This window comes from Polaribacter sp. Hel_I_88 (genome assembly GCF_000687935.1).
In the GTDB taxonomy this organism is placed as follows: Bacteria; Bacteroidota; Bacteroidia; order Flavobacteriales; family Flavobacteriaceae; genus Polaribacter.
In genome coordinates this window covers 2,164,501-2,183,937 of sequence record NZ_JHZZ01000001.1, presented here as the reverse complement: position 1 = coordinate 2,183,937, position 19,437 = coordinate 2,164,501, and the positions used below count along the sequence as shown (strand labels likewise).

Genomic DNA, 19,437 nt, shown 5'->3' with positions numbered 1-19,437 from the left:
GTTTGATTTTAATATCTACATTTACCCCGTTCAAACAACAAAAAATAATAACAAACTAAAAGAACATCATTATGAAAAAAATTATTTTCTCATTATTATTGGCAAGTACTTTAATAGTAAATGCACAAGAAGAAGACAAAGGAACTTTTACATTAAGTGGAACTGTTGACGTATATGGAACTACTAATTTTACAAAAGACCCTGGAACGCCTGGTATTTTAATTGCCAATCCAGAAAATGCGAATGCTTTTGGTTTAGGTTTTGCAAACACCGTTTTTGCTTACGAAAAAGGAAAAGCTGGAGTTGTTGCAGATTTAGCATTTGGTCCAAAAGCAGACGATGCAAATTTAGCTGGAGCAATTAACCAATTATATGCTTACTACAAAGCAACCGATAAATTAACGTTTACTGCAGGGCAATTCAATACTTTTTTAGGGTATGAAGTTATTTCTCCAGCAGCGAACTTTAATTATACAGTTTCTTATTTATTTAATGCGGGTCCATTTTCGCATACTGGTATTAAAGCAGATTATGCTGTTTCTGAAGACCTATCGTTAATGCTTGCAGTAACTAATGCACATGCACTTACAAGTGCAGATGGTAATTTTGCAGATGCTACACAATTTGGAGCACAAATTGGGTATAAAGGACAATACTTAAACTTTATTGCTGGTGCTGTAGATGCAACTTCAGCAAAAGATTATATTTTCTTAGATTATACAGGAGGTTTTGATCTTTCTGAAACTTTCTTCTTAGGAATAAACGCTGCGTATGTAACCTCTAGTGATGACCAAACTGGATATCAAGGTGCAGCTTTGTATTTACAAAACACTTTTTCAGATACATTCGCTTTAGGAGTAAGACCTGAATTGTTTCAATTAAATGGTGATGCAAATGCAGATGAATCTGTAACAGCTATTACAGTAAGTGCAAATGTTTCATTAACAGGAAACTTAAAATTAATTACGGATTTAAGATTTGATTCTTCAGATGATTTCATTATTGAAGCGTTTCCAACAGAAAAAAGTACTTCTACATTAACGATTGCAGCAGTATATTCTTTCTAAAAAAAACAGCAAAGAATCACACAGTTTAAACATTGTGTGATTCTTTAAAATAAGTTAAGTAGTAATCAAAATAATTTTAAAATGAAAAAAATAGAAGCGATTATTAGAAAATCGAAATTTAGTGCAGTCAAAGAAGCATTGCACCAAGTAGACGTAAACTTTTTCTCTTACTGGGATGTTACTGGTTTAGGTAACGAAAAAGAAGGGCATGTTTACAGAGGTATTAGCTATAGCACAAGCGACATTCAAAGAAGATACTTATCGATTGTTGTTAATGACGATTTTGAAAAAATAACCATAGACGCCTTACTAAAATCGGCTGCAACAGGAGATGTTGGTGATGGTAAAATATTTGTATCAGACATTACAGAAGCTTACAGAATAAGAACTGGAGAAAAAGGAGGATCAACATTAAAGAAAACATCAAAATAAAAAAACATGGAAGGATTATTTACAGCAAATAACGTATGGATGATGATCTGTACAGCACTCGTTTTCTTTATGCACACAGGTTTTGCATTTTTAGAAATTGGGTTGACAAGACAAAAAAACACAATAAACATTTTATTCAAAAACATATTTATCATTACAGTAGGTTTACTACTATACTACATAGCAGGATTCAACTTAATGTACCCTGGTTTCGCAGAAGGTTCTGCAGGTTTCTTTGATTTTGCAGGTTTTGGAATTGCAGCTCCTGAAAACGGAATGACTCCAGAATATGCTAGTGGAGGTTATACTTGGTGGACAGATTTCTTATTTCAAGGAATGTTTGCAGCAACAGCAGCAACAATTGTTTCTGGTGCAGTAGCTGAAAGAATGAAAATTGGCGCTTTTATGATTTTCGTAGTAATCTACGTTGGTTTAGTATACCCAATTGCAGGTTCTTGGAAATGGGGTGGAGGATTCTTAGACCAAATGGGGTTTTATGATTTCGCAGGTTCTACCTTAGTACATTCAGTTGGTGGTTGGGCAGCTTTAGTAGCTGTTTGGTTATTAGGCCCAAGAATTGGTAAATTTAAAGACGGAAAAGCACAAGCAATTCCAGGACACAACATTCCATTAGCAACTGCAGGAGTTTTAATTCTTTGGTTAGGTTGGTTTGGTTTTAATGGTGGTTCAGTTTTATCTGCAGACCCTGCTTTAACATCATTAACTTTAGTTACAACTTGTCTGGCTGCTGCTGCAGGTGGTGTAGTAGCTGCTTTGGTTTCTTTTATAAAGTATAAGAATTTAGATTTAACAATGTTCTTAAACGGAATATTAGGAGGTTTAGTTGGTATTACTGCTGGTGCAGATGTAATGACGCCAGAAAGCGCTATTATTATTGGTGGTATTGCAGGTGCATTGATTGTATTTGCTGTTGCTTTCATCGATGCTATTAAATTAGATGATCCTGTTGGAGCTATTGCAGTGCATTTAATTTGTGGTATTTGGGGAACTTTAGCAGTAGGTATTTTTTCTACAAATCCAGATCACACCTTCTTAATTCAATTAACAGGTGTTGGTTGTTACGCAGCTTTTTGTATCGTTTCAACATTCATTATTATCTTTACTTTAAAGAAAACTATGGGCATAAGAGTAAGTGAAAAAGAAGAAGTAGAAGGTTTAGATTCGCATGAACATGGTATGGATGCATATCCAGATTTTCGTTTAAACGACAACTAATAAGTTACTTTTTAACATCTAAATTACCTTAAAGATTCATTTCTTTAGGGTAATTTTCTTGTTTTTATGAATTTGACAATTAAACCTCACTTAATTATCATAAATATTATTTTTACACACTTATATTCATTTCGTCATAAAAATCACATCAAAAGCTCCTAAACACTTAATTATCTGCAACAAAATACATAGCTTTGTGAATATAACTTATTATATTATGGAGAAACAAGGCTTATATTTACCAGAGTTTGAACACGAAAATTGTGGTGCAGGTTTTATTTGTAATTTGAATGGCGACAAAACAAATCAAATTATACATGATGCACTAGAAATACTCGTAAAACTAGAACATAGAGGTGGTGTTAGTGCAGATGGAAAAACAGGAGATGGTGCTGGATTATTAATTGATATTCCTCACGAATACTTTCAAAGAGTCTGCGATTTTCCAATTCCTGAAAGAAGAGAATATGCAGTAGGTATGGTTTTTTTACCAAAGGTTTCCAATCAATATAATTTTTGTAAAACTACTTTCGAAAAAGAACTTACAGCACAAGGTTTAGCTATTTTAGGCTGGAGAAAAGTACCTGTAGATTCTTCACAATTAGGAGCAATCGCTTTAGCATCAGAACCAGCTATAGAGCAGTTATTTGTTGGTAAAACAGATGATCTTACTGAAGCTGCTTTTAAAGCAAAACTATATGCTGCTCGAAAAATAGCAGAACATACCATTAGAAATTCTAAAATTTCTGAAAGTAACTTTTTTTACGTACCAAGTTTATCCATCACAACCCTTATCTATAAAGGCATTATTATGCCAGAAGATATTGGCCCTTATTATAAAGACTTACAAGAAATAGATTTAGTAACACGTTTGGCTTTAGTGCACCAACGTTTTTCCACAAACACAATGCCAACTTGGGAGTTAGCACAACCTTTTAGACATATGTGTCAGAATGGAGAAATTAACACCTTACGTGGAAATGTAAGTAGAATGCGTGTGCGTGAAGAAATCATGAAAAGCGATGTGTTTGGTCCACAGATTGAAAAATTATTCCCAATTATTTTACCAGGAAAATCAGATTCTGCTTCTATGGATATGGTTGTTGAGCTATTAACGCACACAGGACGATCTTTACCAGAAATTATGATGATGATGATTCCTGAAGCCTGGGAAAAACATGCAACCATGGCTAAAGAGCGAAAAGCTTTTTACGAATACAATGGTTGTATTATGGAACCTTGGGATGGTCCAGCTTCTGTACCTTTTACAGATGGAGATTATATTGGAGCGTTGTTAGATAGAAATGGTTTAAGACCTTCTAGATATACAGTTACCAAAAGTGGAAAACTAATTATGTCATCGGAAATTGGTGTTGTAAACATCGATCCATCAGACGTAAAAAAACATGGAAGATTAGAGCCAGGAAAAATGTTCTTGGTGGATATGAATAAAGGACGAATTATTGAAGATGAAGAAATAAAAAATAAAATTGTTTCTGAAAGACCTTACCAAGAATGGTTAGATAGTACACGTTTGCATTTAAAAGATGTTCCGTACACAAATGAAACTTGCCCTATAGAAACCATTGATATTAAAACACGTCAACGTTTATTTAATTACACGTTCGAAGATATTCAAGAAGTAATCACACCAATGGCACAAGTTGGTAAAGAGGCTTTAGGATCTATGGGAATTGACACTCCTTTAGCAGTTTTATCTGACAGACCTCAGTTGATATCAAACTATTTTAAGCAATTATTTGCGCAAGTTACCAATCCGCCTTTAGATGGAATTCGTGAAGAAATTGTAACGGATATTAGTTTAAATTTAGGGAAAGACAGAAACATTTTCAGCATTACAGACAGACAATGTAGAAAATTAAGAATTCAGAATCCTGTCATCTCAAATGCCGATTTAGAAAAAATTAGAAGCATTGATATTGAAAGTTTCAAAGCAGCAACGATTCAGATTTTATATAAAAAATCAGAAGGTTTAAATGGTATAGAAAATGCTTTGGATAACATTGTTATTCAAGTTGAAAAAGCATTAGAAAATAAAAATAATATTATTATTTTATCAGATAGAGGTGTCAATCAAGAATTAGCACCAATACCTGCTTTATTAGCTTGTTCATTTGTAAATCATCAATTAAATCGTTTACGTAAACGTTCTTATTTCGATATTATAATAGAATCTGCAGAGCCTAGAGAACCTCATCATTTTGCAACTTTATTTGGATATGGAGCAAGTGCCATCAACCCTTATATGGTGAATGAAATTATCAGAATGCAAGTAAAAGAAGGTTTTATTACTGATATGGATGAGCAAAAAGCAGTCGATAATTTTAACACGGCTATTGGCAAAGGCTTGTTAAAAGTGATGAATAAAATCGGAATCTCAACCTTACATTCGTATAGAGGTTCTCAAATTTTTGAAATTGTTGGCTTTAACTCACAATTTGTAGAAAAATATTTCCCATACACAGCTTCAAGAATTGAAGGTATTGGCTTGTATGAAATTGAAAAAGAAATTGACCAACGTTACAAACAAGCGTATCCAGATAATCAAATTGATAAGAATTTAGGATTAAATATTGGAGGTGACTATAGATGGAGAAGAAATGGCGAGCGTCATTTATTCAACCCAACAACAGTTTCTAAATTACAACAAGCAGTTCGTTTAAGTGATCAAACAAGTTATGATGTGTATGCAAAAGCCATCAATGAGCAAGCAGAAAACTTAATGACCATTCGTGGTTTGTTTGAGTTTGATAATTTAGATCCAATTCCTTTAGAGGAAGTAGAACCTTGGACAGATATTGTAAAACGTTTTAAAACGGGTGCCATGTCTTATGGATCCATCTCTAGAGAAGCACACGAAAATTTAGCGATTGCTATGAACAGAATTGGTGGTAAATCGAATTCTGGTGAAGGTGGAGAAGACAGAAAACGTTTCCAAAAAGACATGAATGGTGATAGTAGAAACTCTGCTATAAAGCAAGTTGCTTCTGGTAGATTTGGTGTTACTTCTCACTATTTAACAAACGCAAGAGAAATTCAGATTAAAATGGCACAAGGTGCAAAACCTGGTGAAGGTGGTCAATTACCTGGTTACAAAGTTTTACCTTGGATTGCTGCTGCAAGAAACTCAACGCCTTTTGTTGGACTAATTTCTCCTCCTCCACATCATGATATTTATTCTATTGAAGATTTAGCACAACTTATTTTCGATTTAAAAAATGCCAATCGTGAAGCAAGAATTAATGTAAAATTAGTTTCAGAAGTTGGAGTTGGAACCATTGCTGCTGGTGTTGCCAAAGCAAAAGCAGATGTTGTATTGATTTCTGGTTATGATGGAGGAACAGGAGCATCACCTTTAACTTCTTTGAAACATGCAGGTTTACCTTGGGAACTTGGTTTGGCAGAAGCACAACAAACTTTAGTAATGAACAGTTTACGAAGTAGAATTGTAGTGGAATGTGATGGTCAATTAAAAACAGGAAGAGATGTTGCTATTGCAGCATTGTTGGGTGCAGAAGAATTTGGTTTTGCAACTGCTCCTTTAGTAGCTTCAGGTTGTATTATGATGCGTAAATGTCATTTAAATACTTGTCCTGTTGGTATTGCAACTCAAGATAAGGAATTGCGTAAAAACTTTAAAGGAACTCCAGAACACGTAATTAACTTCTTCTATTACATAGCTGAAGAATTAAGAGCAATTATGGCACAATTAGGGTTTAGAACGTTGGCAGAAATGGTTGGGCAAACGCATAAAATTAATGCCAATAGAGCCATCAAACATTACAAAGCAAAAGGATTAGATTTATCTAGTATTTTACACAGACCAGATTCTTACAGAAAATTAGTGGTTAGTAATACCGAAAAACAAGAACATAATTTAGAAAGCGTTTTAGATTTCACGATTTTAAAAGATTCTCATAGAGCATTATATCGTAAGGAAAAAATGACTTTAAATTATCCTATTAAAAACACAAACAGAACAGTTGGAGCTATTGTAAGTAACGAAATTTCTAAGATTTACGGTCATTTAGGGTTGCCTGAAGACACCTTAAATATTAATTTTAAAGGTTCTGCAGGACAAAGTTTTGGAGCTTTTGGAGCTCATGGTTTAACTTTTATTTTAGAAGGAAACACAAACGATTATTTAGGAAAAGGATTATCTGGAGCGAAATTAATCGTTAAAAAACCACCAACAGCAGACTTTTTAGCCGAAGACAATATCATAGTCGGAAACGTTTGTATGTTTGGTGCTGTTGATGGACAAGCGTATATCAATGGAATTGCAGGAGAACGTTTTGCAGTTCGTAACTCTGGAGCAACTGCAGTTGTAGAAGGTGTTGGAGATCATTGTTGTGAATACATGACTGGTGGTAAAGTAATTGTTTTAGGAAAAACAGGAAGAAATTTTGCAGCAGGAATGAGTGGTGGAATTGCCTATGTGTATGATCCAGAAAACAAATTTGTAAACGGATTGTGCAACACAGAAACCATCGAATTTGAAGAAATTTCAGAGGAAAATGCTGCTGAATTAAAAGCAACAATTGAAAAACATGTTTTATATACGGATAGCAAAAGAGGTGCTGATTTGTTAGCAGATTGGGAAACAAGTTTACACAACTTTGTAAAAGTAATGCCAACTGAATACAAAAAAGCATTACAACGTTTAGAAACAGAAGAACCAATGTTCGAAGAATTAACAATAGCATAGTATTTAGTTGATGGTTATTGGTTATTAGTTGAAAATAATATTTTGCTAATCATCCAAATAAGTACACAATTCAACAAATACACAATTACACATTATCATGGGAAAAGTAACAGGATTTAAAGAATTTGAAAGACAGGATGAAACCTACAGATCTGTCATTGATCGTGTAAAAAATTACAACGAATTTACAGTTCCTCTTTCAAATCAAGAAATAACAAAACAAGGTTCACGATGCATGGACTGTGGAATTCCTTTTTGTCATAGTGGTTGTCCACTTGGGAATTTAATTCCAGATTTTAATCATATGGTGCATCAAGGTGAATGGCAAAAAGCTTCGTGGATTTTACATTCTACGAATAATTTTCCAGAATTTACAGGACGTTTATGTCCTGCTCCTTGTGAACAAGCCTGTGTTTTAGGAATTATAGAAGATCCAGTTTCTATTGAGCAAATAGAAAAAAATATTGTGGAACGTGCTTTTAAAGAAGGATGGATTAAACCTCAGCCTCCAAAAACAAGAACTGGAAAAACAACTGCTGTAATTGGTTCTGGGCCTGCTGGTTTAGCTGCTGCACAACAATTAAACAGAGCTGGTCATTTGGTGACTGTTTTTGAAAGACATGATGAAGTTGGTGGTTTGTTACGTTATGGAATTCCGAATTTTAAAATGGAAAAAGGAATTATCGACAGAAGAATAAAAATTTTAGAAGCTGAAGGAATCATTTTTAAAACAAACGTAAATGTTGGTGTTACTTATGATGTAAAAGATTTAAAAGCTTTTGATGCCATTGTTTTATGTGGTGGAGCTACTGAAAGTAGAAGTTTGCCAACTCCTGGCATTGATGCTAATGGTGTTGTGCAAGCCATGGATTTTTTAACACAACAAACCAAAGTTTTATTTGATAAGAAAGTAGAAAATCAAATAATGGCAACTGGTAAAGATGTAATTGTAATTGGTGGTGGAGATACAGGATCTGATTGTATTGGAACATCAAATAGACAAGGAGCAAAATCTGTGGTTAATTTCGAAATTATGCCAAAACCTCCTGGAGAACGTTCACCAACAACTCCTTGGCCTTTTTGGCCTTTAAAGTTGAAAACTTCTTCTTCTCATGAGGAAGGTTCAGAGCGTAATTGGCTCATCAACACAAAAGAATTTGTAAAGGATGAAACTGGAAAACTAATCGCTTTAAAAACAGTGAATGTAGAGTGGAAAATGGTGCCTGGACAAAGACCTCAACTCATAGAAATTGCAGGTACAGAAAAAACCTGGCCTTGTGATTTAGCATTGTTGGCGTTAGGTTTTAAAGGTCCTGAAAATACATTAGCAGATAAATTAGGCATTAAACAAGATGCTCGTTCAAATTATATTGCAGAATATGGTAAATATCAAACGAATGTAAAAAACATTTTTACTGCAGGTGATATGAGAAGAGGACAATCCTTAATTGTTTGGGCAATTTCTGAAGGAAGAGAAGCTGCAAGACAAGTAGATTTATTCTTAATGGGCAAATCTGAATTACCTTCTAAAGATATTACTGGCGATTTAGTTGCCATGTAAATTAGAGAATTGATAAAATTTAAAATCCGTTTGTAAAAATTACAAACGGATTTTTTTGGCTCGAAACTTGTTTTTTATTCTTTTGCTGGTAGTTTTAAAAAAGCAATGATTTCTTAAAAAATGAAAGAGTCTTCGACAAGCTCAGACTGACATTTGTTAGAAAAACTGTGACTAGGAATATTTTTGTGTAAAATAAGAAATCTTACTATTGCCAAAGTTTATCAACATTGAAAATGGTAGATAATAATGTTTTATTGCAATTACGCTTTTAGTAATGTTTGCCTTTTGTCACCCTGAATTTATTTCAGGGTCTTGATGAGTAATATTGATTTAAGGCTAGATAGATTATAAGATAAATCTATGAACTTGAAGTCCATAGACTTGGTTTGCAGACTAAAAGTCTGCTTCGTGTAATGCGAAAGTATAACAAATTTATGTGAGTGAAATTCGTGAATTCGTGGCTAAAATTTTTAGAGACTAAAATGAAATGCACTAAAGTAAATAGTTTTAAATAAAATTTGAGATCAATAAATTCAGAATGACACTCTTTAAAATTTATATGATCATTAGCGGATATAGAAATATCTTTTTACTCCGTTAAAACAATTCTTATAGGCAAACGATATTTTGTAGCAACAGGAAATCTCTTTTTGATAGCTGGGAATATGTTAGGTAGATTATCAACAGAAAGTTGTAAAATACTATCCAATGTTGGGAGTTGCTTTTTTATATGTTCTGAAGATGTTACTTCTAAAAACTGAATAGCACCTTCTGTATTAATTAACAAATCTACATACACAGTTTCATCAATAGAATCTTGACTCGTTAATGAGTGCTTTTGCAACTCCTCGCCTATTTTTTTGTGAATGGTATTTCTAAAACAATCCGATTTTTCTGCTTTGTTTATAATGGAATCGCAAACAGGAAATGATGGCGATAAATCTACAGCTGTATAATCTACAATCGTGTCTAACAGTTGATGTTCTTTGTTTTTTGAAAATGACAATTTATCACACGAAGTGATAAAAATCATCAATACTAAAAAAGAAAAAATACGCATCCTTAAAAATCAAATTATTGCGTAAACTTACTAAATTTTACTGACTTTTAATCCAGCAATTCTCCTTCCAAAAAATAGTCTTTTTTAATCTCTTTAATTCTGCGTTCTACAAATACAGAAATCACTTCATCTCTATCATAAAAAGTTTCTAAATACTTTTTATATTCTTTATACGCTATTTTTTTATCCTTATAATAATCATCAGAAAGCTTTGCTATTTGATACAATGCCTTATAATTTCTCCTATTTTCTGCATATGCTTCTTTAAAAGCATTAATAGCTTGTGGTATTTTATTGGTTTCAAAAAACATAGTCCCTAAACCAAAATATTCTTCATCTCGCTTTTCTTTCCCAACATAAGTAGCCATCATATAGCGAAAATTTGCATCTCTATAATTTTTCTCTATCATTGCAATATGCCCTAAATAGGTTTGAGCTTTAAAATCTTCTCGATCTTTAATCGATACTTTTTTAAAGTATTTTTTTGCCTTTTCTAAACTATCCATATTAAAAAAAGATCTTCCTAACATGGCTGCACTGTAAGTATCTTTTTTATCAATAGTATCTAAATTTAATAACAATGGAATCGTTTCTGCGTATTTTTTATCTAAATACAATTGATTAATTTTCAGCTTATTCAAATCGATATGATTTTTATCCAAAGCCAACCCTTTATCTACAAATAATTCTGTAGAATCTTTATCATTCAATTTTTTATAGCTATTTGCCAATCTTGCAATGGCGTTTAAATGTGTTGAATCTTTTTCATGCGTATCTAAAAAACTATTCATCATTGGGTCTCTTTGTCCATTTAAAGCAAAAGAAAGTCCTAAATGATAGGAATAGTTCGCATTTTCTGCATCATTTTTAACCAAGTATTGGAAAGTTTTAATAGCATCTTTAGGCCTTCTGTTGATGATGTATAATTTCCCTAATTGATATTTCAAAACTAAATTTAAAGAATCTTTGGCTAAAACCTCTTCATAAATAGGAATTGCTTTTTGAGATAATTTTAAAGAACGATAATTTTTTGCCAATCGTAATTTTGCATTTTCATCATCTTTAAAAGTAACAGCTTTTTCTAAAAATTGAGCCGCTTTTTTATAATCGTCAATCGATTCGTAAATCACTGCTTTTTTATAATTCGATAAAAAAGAGGGGTCACTTTTATCTAATTCTTTCAAAGCCATTTTATATCTGCCTTTCTCAAACAAACTATCTGCAACAGCAAAAGCTGAAGTTTGCGCTTCAACTTTTACCATTACAAATAATAATACTACTAAAATTTTCTTTTTCATAGGATTGCTTTATTCTACTAAAATAGTGATTGGAATAGTATATTTTACAGCTACTTTTTCGCCATTTAATTCTGCTGGTTGCATCTTTGGCAACAAATTAATAACTCTTACTAATTCTAAAACTAAAGGCCTTTTGGGTGCATCTGCAGCTGCATACACAATAAAACCGTTATTATTTACTGTAAAACCTAATTTGATATTTAAATTTCCTTTTGGCAAATTTAATTCGGTTATTATTTTTTTATTAAAATGTTTAAAAAAGTGTTTCTCAACGCCCTTTAAAAAACATTCTTTATCGTTTTTATCACAACTTGGAAAGGTTGGCAAAACATCAAGTTTCTCTAAAGAATCAAAACTGGAATCTCTTCCATCATCTTCTGTAAAGCCAATTTCTTTACTTTTACTCACAATTAATTTTCTCTCTCCTTTTGGTTGAATTATTTGTATTTGATTACGATGCAAAAAACCATTTTTCTGAGAGCTTAAAGTGTGTGCTATAAATTCCTCTTTTTCTGGTTCAGCTAAATCTGTAAAATCAATCTCTTCTCCTGTTGGATATTCTTCTCCTTTATGGACATAATAAATATCCATATACGTTAAACGTTTGTCTTTCCATTTTTCTTGAATACTATCTCTAAAAGTATGTTTAGGATAATAAGTAACAAGCTGCTTTTCAGGAATTTTTTCTTCTTTGTTTTTTTTGCAGAATGTAAAACAAAATATCAAAAGAAGTAAGCTAATTATAATGCTCTTCGATTTAAAAAGTTTCATAATTTTTATTTTAATAAATTTTTATTGAAATTCTTATTAAAATGTTCCTGTAATTTTCTTGAAAAACAATCTTTATCTCCATCTTCACAATCAGGAAAAGTTGGTGCTTGCTCTACTTTCGAAAATGCAATATCTTCTGATTCTTTTTTGGTTTCCTTATTGTTCTTACCCAAAAAATTTATACCCTTTTCTATGGTAGCATACGCATTTCTTCCATTTGGCATTTTATAAAAACTAAAGTTCATATTATTATAAATATTTGGCCTATGTTTAAAGCTTTCCTTTAGTTTATTCTGATATTCTTCAAACTCTTGTTTTTCTAAAAGTGTAAACTCATCAAAAGAAATTTTAATCATTTCATTAGGTGGAGTATCTCCAAAATATTCGTCAAGATACGTTTCATGACTCCCTTTAAAACTTGTTAATTTACCATAAGAACTTCTATATTTTGTTTGTAATTGCTTTTTTTCACCCTTAAAAACATGATTAAAATCATTTGAACATGAACTATAAAAAAGCATGCTTGTTAAAACAGGAATCAATAGTAAATATTTTAATTGATTGATTTTTTTAGATTGATTTTTAGTCATCATTACTATTCTTTTTTTGATCAATGATGTTTTATAGAACTGATTTACAAATGCAACATTCTCTACCTGAAAATAGTTGGACAATAAATTATTGATATAAACTTCTTTGGCTTCTTTTTTGGAAACTATTTCATCAGAAATATATTCGTGCACTAACGTGATTCTCTTTTGATAAAAATAAATCATTGGATTGAACCACATGGCTATTTTCAAAAATTCGAATAACAATAAATCAACAGAATGCTTTTGTTTACTATGCACCATTTCATGCTGAATAATTTTTTCTTGCTGCGAAACAGGAATTTCTTTCCCTAAAAATATATAGTTGAAAAATGAAAACGCATTGGTTTTATTCGGAATAAAAATCAACCTAAAAATGGATATTTTTTCTGCTTTATTGATTCTTATTAAGTTGATAATTTTCATCAACTTGATTAAAAACAAGATTAAAAAAACTCCAACTCCAACCCAAAAAATAATATTAAAATAGTTTAAAGATTCATAAAAAGTAGTTGTTTCAAATGTTCTTTTTATTACTTTTTCTGGCGATAAAAAAATGGCTGGTAAGTACACAATATATTCTTGCGAAACTGCTTTTTGAAACGTTGGTATTTTTATCAACGGAATTAAAAAAGATAAGATTGGCGTCGATACTAAATACCATCTATTTTTTGTGAAAAATGTTTCTTTGCTTAAAAAGAAATCATAAATCGCCAAAAACAACACTTGGAATAAAACGACTTGAAGAATGTAATTGATCATAACTATTAATCTATTAAAATTGTAAAAGGCAATTTGTAATTCGCTTTTATCGGTTTTCCATATTTTTCTCCACCAGTCATTTTAGGTAAAGCTGCAATAACTTTTTTGGCTTCAAGTCCAATAATCTCATTGGGAGCGTTTACTTTAATATCTTCTACAAATCCATTTGTATTGATATTAAAATCAACAAGAACTTTTACTTTATTAGTTTCTAATTCTAAATTATTTAAGACTGTTTTATCAAATTTCTCAAAGAAATGTTGTTCAAGCTTCTTTATAAAACAATCTGAATCTCCTTCCTCACAGCCTGGAAAAGTTGGTCTTTTATCTAGTCTTATAAATAACAATTCGTCTCCTATTTTGTCTGGATGAATTGATGTGAAAGTATTTCCAACAGTTCCACAAACTATTCTCCCTTCTGGAGTTTTAAAAAATTTAGTAAATTGGAATAAATCTAAAAATGTTATATCGCTTTTGTGTTTTTTTCGAAACGCATTAAACTTAACATATTGCTCCTTTTTAATTTCCTCTGGTAATTCTTCGTATGGAATTTCTTCTAAAAGACCTTTTGGATCTGGGCCAAAATAACTATCTACACTTGTTTCTACATCTCCTTTGTAACTAAATAATTCTCCATCAGCCATTCTATAAAATGTAATTGTCCTTTTTTCTATTTGATTTTTATTTGAGGAACAAGAACTATAAAAAAGCATGCTTGTTAAAACAGGAATTAGTAGCAAATATTTTAATTGATTGATTTTTTTGGATTGTTTTTTAGTCATCATTACTATTCTTTTTTTGATCAATGATGTTTTATAGAACTGATTTACAAACGCAACATTTTCAACCTGAAAATAGTTAGACAATAAATTGTTGATATAAACCTCTTTGGCTTCTTTTTTGGAAACTATTTCATCAGAAATATATTCGTGCACTAAAGTGATTCTTTTTTGATACAAATAAATCATAGGATTAAACCACATGGCTATTTTCAAAAATTCAAACAACAATAAATCCAAAGAATGCTTTTGTTTGCTATGCACCATTTCATGCTGAATAATTTTTTCTTGTTGCGAAACAGGAATTTCTTTCCCTAAAAATATATAATTGAAAAATGAAAACGCATTGGTTTTATTCGGAATAAAAATCAACCTAAAAATGGATATTTTTTCTGCTTTATTGATTCTTATTAAGTTGATAATTTTCATCAACTTGATTAAAAATAAGATTGAAAAAACAACTACTCCAATCCAAAAAATAATATTGAAATAATTTATAGATTCATAAAAAGTAGTTGTTTCAAATGTTCTTTTTATTACTTTTTCTGGCGATAAAACAATCTCTGGTAAGTACACAATATATTCTTGCGAAACTGCTTTTTGAAACGTTGGTATTTTTATCAACGGAATTAAAAAAGATAAGATTGGCGTCGATACTAAATACCATCTGTTTTTTGTGAAAAATGTTTCTTTGCTTATAAAGAAATCATAAATCGCCAAAAACAACACTTGAAATAAAACGACTTGAAGAATGTAATTGATCATAATTTTTTATTTTTAAATTGTTCTCGATACAATTTTGACGGAAAAGTCAAAATCACTCGAACTGACAGATTTCACTTATTACAACTTTTAACTGAAAACTGCCACTGAAAACTGAATACTACTTATTTTTATTCACTTCCTTCAATATCGATTCTAGTTCAGCAACGTCCATATTATTTTCTTTTACAAAAAAGGACACCATACTTTTAAAAGAACCATCAAAATAACCATCCATAATTTTATGTAAACTTTGGTTGCTGTACGTTTCCTTGTCAATAATTGGGTAATACACATAACCTCTACCTTCAGGTTTATGCGCCACAAATTCTTTAGTTTCCAAAATTCTAATAATGGTGGAAACTGTGTTGTAAGCAGGTTTTGGTTTGGGTAATTTTTCAATGACTTCTTTTACAGAACATTCTTGTAAATCCCATAAAACTTGCATTATTTGTTCCTCTGCTTTTGTTAATTGTTTCTTCATATTTATATTATTCCTTACTTAACCAAAACATTAAATTTCTAATAAATTGAATATTGTTTGGTGCTTGACTTGAATGAAAGCCAACCTTAAAAACTCCTGAGTTATTTGTTATTGTTTGTGCTGTAAACATGGCAGCTTCACCAAAAACAGCTATTTTTCCTTGACCATATTTTAAAATTGCTCCTTGATAACTATCTTTTAGATTTGTACTTACAGTTGTTTCATTAAATTGCCAAGCTATTTCTGGTGCCAAACAAACATCTTCTTTTAAAAATTTAAAAATACCTTTTGCTTCTTTAGGAATTGTAAACGATGAACCTGTAAAAGTGGTGATAGCATCTAACTTACCTCCTAAAGTTCCATCAGTAATTTCTGAACTTACTAATCGTCTGTTTTCACTTGAAAAGACATCTGGTTGATTATTTTGCTCTTTATCTAAATTTGCAAAACCATCGCAAAAATTAAAACCAAAAGCATTTGCTAAAATATTGCTAGCTCCTGCAAATGGCATGTGATCTGCAATTAATAATAATTTTCCTCCGTTTTTAACCCAATTTTTAATATTGGAAATCTCATCTTCATTAAAAGCATCATAAATAGGTCGCTGCCAATTCCCAACGTTTTTTTGATTGATAGGATTTGAAATAACCAAAATATCGGATTTATTCAGCCTTTTAAGTTTTGTAATACTGTCCACTTGATAGCCATCTGCAACTAATAAATCTGCAAAAGGTTGAAACCTTCCTGATTTTTGGTGAAAATTGTTATGACTTTGATCTATATAAACTTGAGGGCTATTTTTTGAATCATACGTAGGCTTATCAAGCCTAGGAATACTTACTTTGTCAGCAGTTTGCTGCCCAATAACCTGCAAAGCACACAAAGAAAAGAACAACAAAAAGTAACGTTTATTTATCATGATAGCTATATTGTTCTCACAAATATAACTAAATTTTTAGTTTAAACTAATTTCTTAGTTTAAAAAATGATAAAAAATTAAATTTTGACGTCTTTACGAGGACGAAAGAACGAAGTAACCTGTTCATTAAAATATCAAATTTTTAACAGACAGATTACTTCGTACCTCGCAAAGACGAGTTTTCACAAACTCAAAAAGGTTTGTAGATTTATTTTAAGAACAAAATTTTAGGCAAGTCACTTTTTAGAAGAAAGAAAAATGATTTTTAAACACTATTCAAAAGAGTGTTTCCCTCCTTTGGAGGGATTAAGGGAGGCTTATTTTCTTCACGTAATCTGTAATAATTACAATTTGAGTTGGGCCTACTTTCCCTTCAATATATTTTTCATTTTCATGATCTAAAGAAATTCTACGAACAGCAGTTCCTTGTTTTGCAACCATGCTAGAACCCTTTACTTTCAGGTCTTTTATCAGCACAACAGAATCTCCAGCTTGTAAAATAACACCATTTACATCTCTGTGAATTACTTTTTCACTTTCAGATAAATGATCATTAGTAGCTTTGGCAAAACTCAATTCTTCATCAGTCATATACATCATTCCCAACAAATCAGTTGGCCAACCTTCACTTTTTAATCTGTGCAACATTCTCCAAGCCACCACTTTTACAGGACTAAATTCGCTCCACATACTATCGTTTAAACAACGCCAATGATTTACATCTACCTCATCTGGATTTTCGATTTGTGTAACACAAGTTTCACAAGCCAGCACACTTCCATCAACTCCACCTCCACCAATATCACTTGGTTTTACATCATACACCGATAAATTAGTAGTTGCTGAACATAACTCACATTTGCTACCACTTCTATTTTCTAAATCTTGTTGTAAACTCATAATTTTATTTTGTTTGATGCTGGCAAATGTAGGGTTTTAAATGAGATTTTTTAGGAGCTATTTCCAGCTTTCCACTATATCTTTTTGTGAAAAACAAAAAGGATGTCGTTTCAATCTGGGCTAAACTTGTTTGCTGGCTTTTTGTATTTGGATAATTTATTTAATCTCAAAAAACATCTAGAAATAATTAATTTTTGTCAATGTTGTCAATGTTGTCAATTCGGCTTTTTAAGAGAAATCCCATAAAGTTGCTCAACTTTATGTTCTCATTCTTATGTGATTTCTCCCTTTGGTAGAAAAGACAAAACTGAATGTTATGATTCTGTAAAAAACTCAAAGTAAAGCGTAACAATTTTGTGTGAGATCCTTTCAGGATGACAAACTGTGTGGAGTTTGTTTGCGAAAAACTTTACAGATTCTTAATTTTATCACCCAATCTCCAAAGAAGTAAACTGAAAACTAGTCCCATCAAACAAACCTTTGTCAGAAAGCTTCAAAGACGGAATTACCAACAACGCCATAAAAGACAAACTCATGTATGGTGCTCTTAATTTGCTGCCCATTTGTTTTGCCATTTTATCTAGTTCTGCATATTGTTTACCAATTTCTTCAGCAGGCTTATCTGACATAATTCCTGCAACTGGTAGGGAAACAATTTTTTCTTCGGTTTGATTGACTGCACAAACTCCTCCTCTATTTTCAATAATTAAGTTTACAGCTTTGCAAATCATTTCGTCAGAAACTCCAACAGCTATAATATTATGAGAATCGTGCCCAACAGAACTTGCAATAGCACCTTCTTTCAATCCGAAATTTTTGATAAATGCAATTGCTGGATCATCATTTTTATAACGATTCACCACTGTCATTTTCAAAATATCAGTTGCTGTATTGGAAACTAAATTCCCATTTTCAATTAAAGAATTTGCTTCAATTTTATTGGTTACTAATTCACCATCTAAAGCTTCAATAACGTTTATTTTTTTAGCTTTTGATTCAAATTTAAAATCAGCAACTTGTTTTTTATCCGTATTAAAATTGTTTAACACTTCAAAATCGACTGATTTCACAAAAGATTCTCCGTTTTTAGCAACCAATTCCCCATTAATATAGGTTTCTAAAACATTGAATTCCTTTAAATTATCAACCAAAATAAAATCTGCAAAATCATCTTTATGCAACAAACCAACTTGTAACTTATAATGTTTTACAGGATTTATACAAGCAGCTTGCAACACTTTAAAAACATCGATTCCTTTAGCTACAGCTCTTTCACACAACTGATTGATGTGTCCTAACAACAAATCATCTGGATGTTTATCATCAGAACAAAACATCATTTGTTCGTAATTTTCTGGCAATAAATCTATCAAAGCTTCAAAGTTTTTTGCAGCAGAACCTTCTCTAATAATTACTTTCATGCCTTTTGCTAATTTCTCTTTAGCTTCGTCAAAAGAAAAACATTCGTGATCTGTGGAAATTCCTGCAGCAATATATTTACTTACATCATCTCCTCTTAATCCTGGAGCATGACCATCAATTGGTTTGTTGTTATTTTTTGCGTGTTGAATCTTTTTTAAAACCTCTTCATCATCAAACAAAACACCTGGATAATTCATCATTTCTGCCAAATACAAAATATCAGAGTTTTCCATCATCACTTTAATATCATCAGCATTTATAATGGCTCCTGCACTTTCAAAAGACGTTGCTGGCACACAACTTGGTGCTCCAAAATTAAATTTCAACGGAACTTTTTTTCCGTTTTCAATTATAAAATCAACACCTTTTACACCTAAAACATTCGCAATTTCATGCGGATCTGAAACTGTTGCCACTGTTCCATGCAAAACAGCAACTTTTGCAAATTCAGATGGCACTAACATGGAACTTTCTATATGAATATGTGCATCTACAAAACCAGGTAAAATATAATTTTCTTGATTGTGGTTAACTTCCCGAATTTCCTTAATTTTTCCACCTTCTATTTCAACTTCTCCTTTATAAATTCGTTTGTTTTGTATGTCAACAATATTTCCTTGTACAATCATTTTTAATGCTTTTCTACAAAACTACAAATAATAAAA

The 19,437-nt window shown here is 31.5% G+C and carries 14 protein-coding genes; 5 read left to right on the top strand and 9 right to left on the bottom strand.

Annotation, left to right across the window (positions count from 1 at the left end):
- Nucleotides 1–71: 71 nt before the first annotated feature.
- The 5 genes from P161_RS0109820 to P161_RS0109800 all read left to right on the top strand — a co-directional run bounded on the left by P161_RS0109820 (nt 72) and on the right by P161_RS0109800 (nt 9,025).
- Entirely contained in the window at nt 72–1,067 is a 996-nt protein-coding gene (locus tag P161_RS0109820) for an outer membrane beta-barrel protein (RefSeq protein WP_026776827.1), read from the top strand.
- Between the two features lie 81 nt (nt 1,068–1,148).
- The gene (locus P161_RS0109815; protein ID WP_026776826.1) at nt 1,149–1,499 is read left to right on the top strand and encodes a P-II family nitrogen regulator; all 351 of its coding nucleotides are present in this window, start codon (nt 1,149–1,151) and stop codon (nt 1,497–1,499) included.
- A gap of 6 nt (nt 1,500–1,505) precedes the next feature.
- The gene (locus P161_RS0109810) at nt 1,506–2,735 is read left to right on the top strand and encodes an ammonium transporter (RefSeq protein ID WP_026776825.1); all 1,230 of its coding nucleotides are present in this window, start codon (nt 1,506–1,508) and stop codon (nt 2,733–2,735) included.
- A gap of 217 nt (nt 2,736–2,952) precedes the next feature.
- Entirely contained in the window at nt 2,953–7,464 is a 4,512-nt protein-coding gene (gene gltB / locus P161_RS0109805) for a glutamate synthase large subunit (protein ID WP_026776824.1), read from the top strand.
- A 97-nt stretch (nt 7,465–7,561) separates the two neighbouring features.
- Complete coding sequence (locus P161_RS0109800) at nt 7,562–9,025, top strand: glutamate synthase subunit beta (protein ID WP_026776823.1); 1,464 nt, start codon at nt 7,562–7,564, stop codon at nt 9,023–9,025.
- Nucleotides 9,026–9,614: 589 nt separating this feature from the next.
- On the opposite strand, the gene P161_RS0109795 is transcribed toward P161_RS0109800, so the two are convergent.
- The 9 genes from P161_RS0109795 to ade all read right to left on the bottom strand — a co-directional run bounded on the left by P161_RS0109795 (nt 9,615) and on the right by ade (nt 19,401).
- Nucleotides 9,615–10,031, bottom strand: coding sequence for a hypothetical protein (locus P161_RS0109795; protein ID WP_231494726.1), 417 nt, complete (start codon nt 10,029–10,031; stop codon nt 9,615–9,617).
- Between the two features lie 101 nt (nt 10,032–10,132).
- Entirely contained in the window at nt 10,133–11,383 is a 1,251-nt protein-coding gene (locus tag P161_RS0109790) for a tetratricopeptide repeat protein (RefSeq protein ID WP_026776821.1), read from the bottom strand.
- A gap of 9 nt (nt 11,384–11,392) precedes the next feature.
- A complete protein-coding gene (locus tag P161_RS19105; RefSeq protein ID WP_155810454.1) occupies nt 11,393–12,154 on the bottom strand; it encodes a hypothetical protein in 762 nt (253 codons plus the stop codon).
- Nucleotides 12,155–12,159: 5 nt separating this feature from the next.
- Nucleotides 12,160–13,506 (bottom strand): M56 family metallopeptidase, encoded by a 1,347-nt coding sequence (locus tag P161_RS18340; RefSeq protein ID WP_081817018.1) that lies wholly within the window; start codon nt 13,504–13,506, stop codon nt 12,160–12,162.
- Nucleotides 13,507–13,511: 5 nt separating this feature from the next.
- Complete coding sequence (locus tag P161_RS0109775; protein WP_026776819.1) at nt 13,512–15,050, bottom strand: M56 family metallopeptidase; 1,539 nt, start codon at nt 15,048–15,050, stop codon at nt 13,512–13,514.
- A 118-nt stretch (nt 15,051–15,168) separates the two neighbouring features.
- Nucleotides 15,169–15,531, bottom strand: a complete 363-nt coding sequence (locus P161_RS0109770; RefSeq protein WP_026776818.1) for a BlaI/MecI/CopY family transcriptional regulator — start codon at nt 15,529–15,531, stop codon at nt 15,169–15,171.
- A 7-nt stretch (nt 15,532–15,538) separates the two neighbouring features.
- Entirely contained in the window at nt 15,539–16,450 is a 912-nt protein-coding gene (locus P161_RS0109765; protein ID WP_026776817.1) for a DUF4350 domain-containing protein, read from the bottom strand.
- 306 nt (nt 16,451–16,756) lie between these two features.
- On the bottom strand, nt 16,757–17,350 hold the full coding sequence (locus P161_RS0109760; protein ID WP_026776816.1) for an alkylphosphonate utilization protein: 594 nt from the start codon (nt 17,348–17,350) through the stop codon (nt 16,757–16,759).
- A gap of 428 nt (nt 17,351–17,778) precedes the next feature.
- On the bottom strand, nt 17,779–19,401 hold the full coding sequence (gene ade / locus P161_RS0109755; protein WP_026776815.1) for an adenine deaminase: 1,623 nt from the start codon (nt 19,399–19,401) through the stop codon (nt 17,779–17,781).
- Nucleotides 19,402–19,437: the final 36 nt, after the last annotated feature.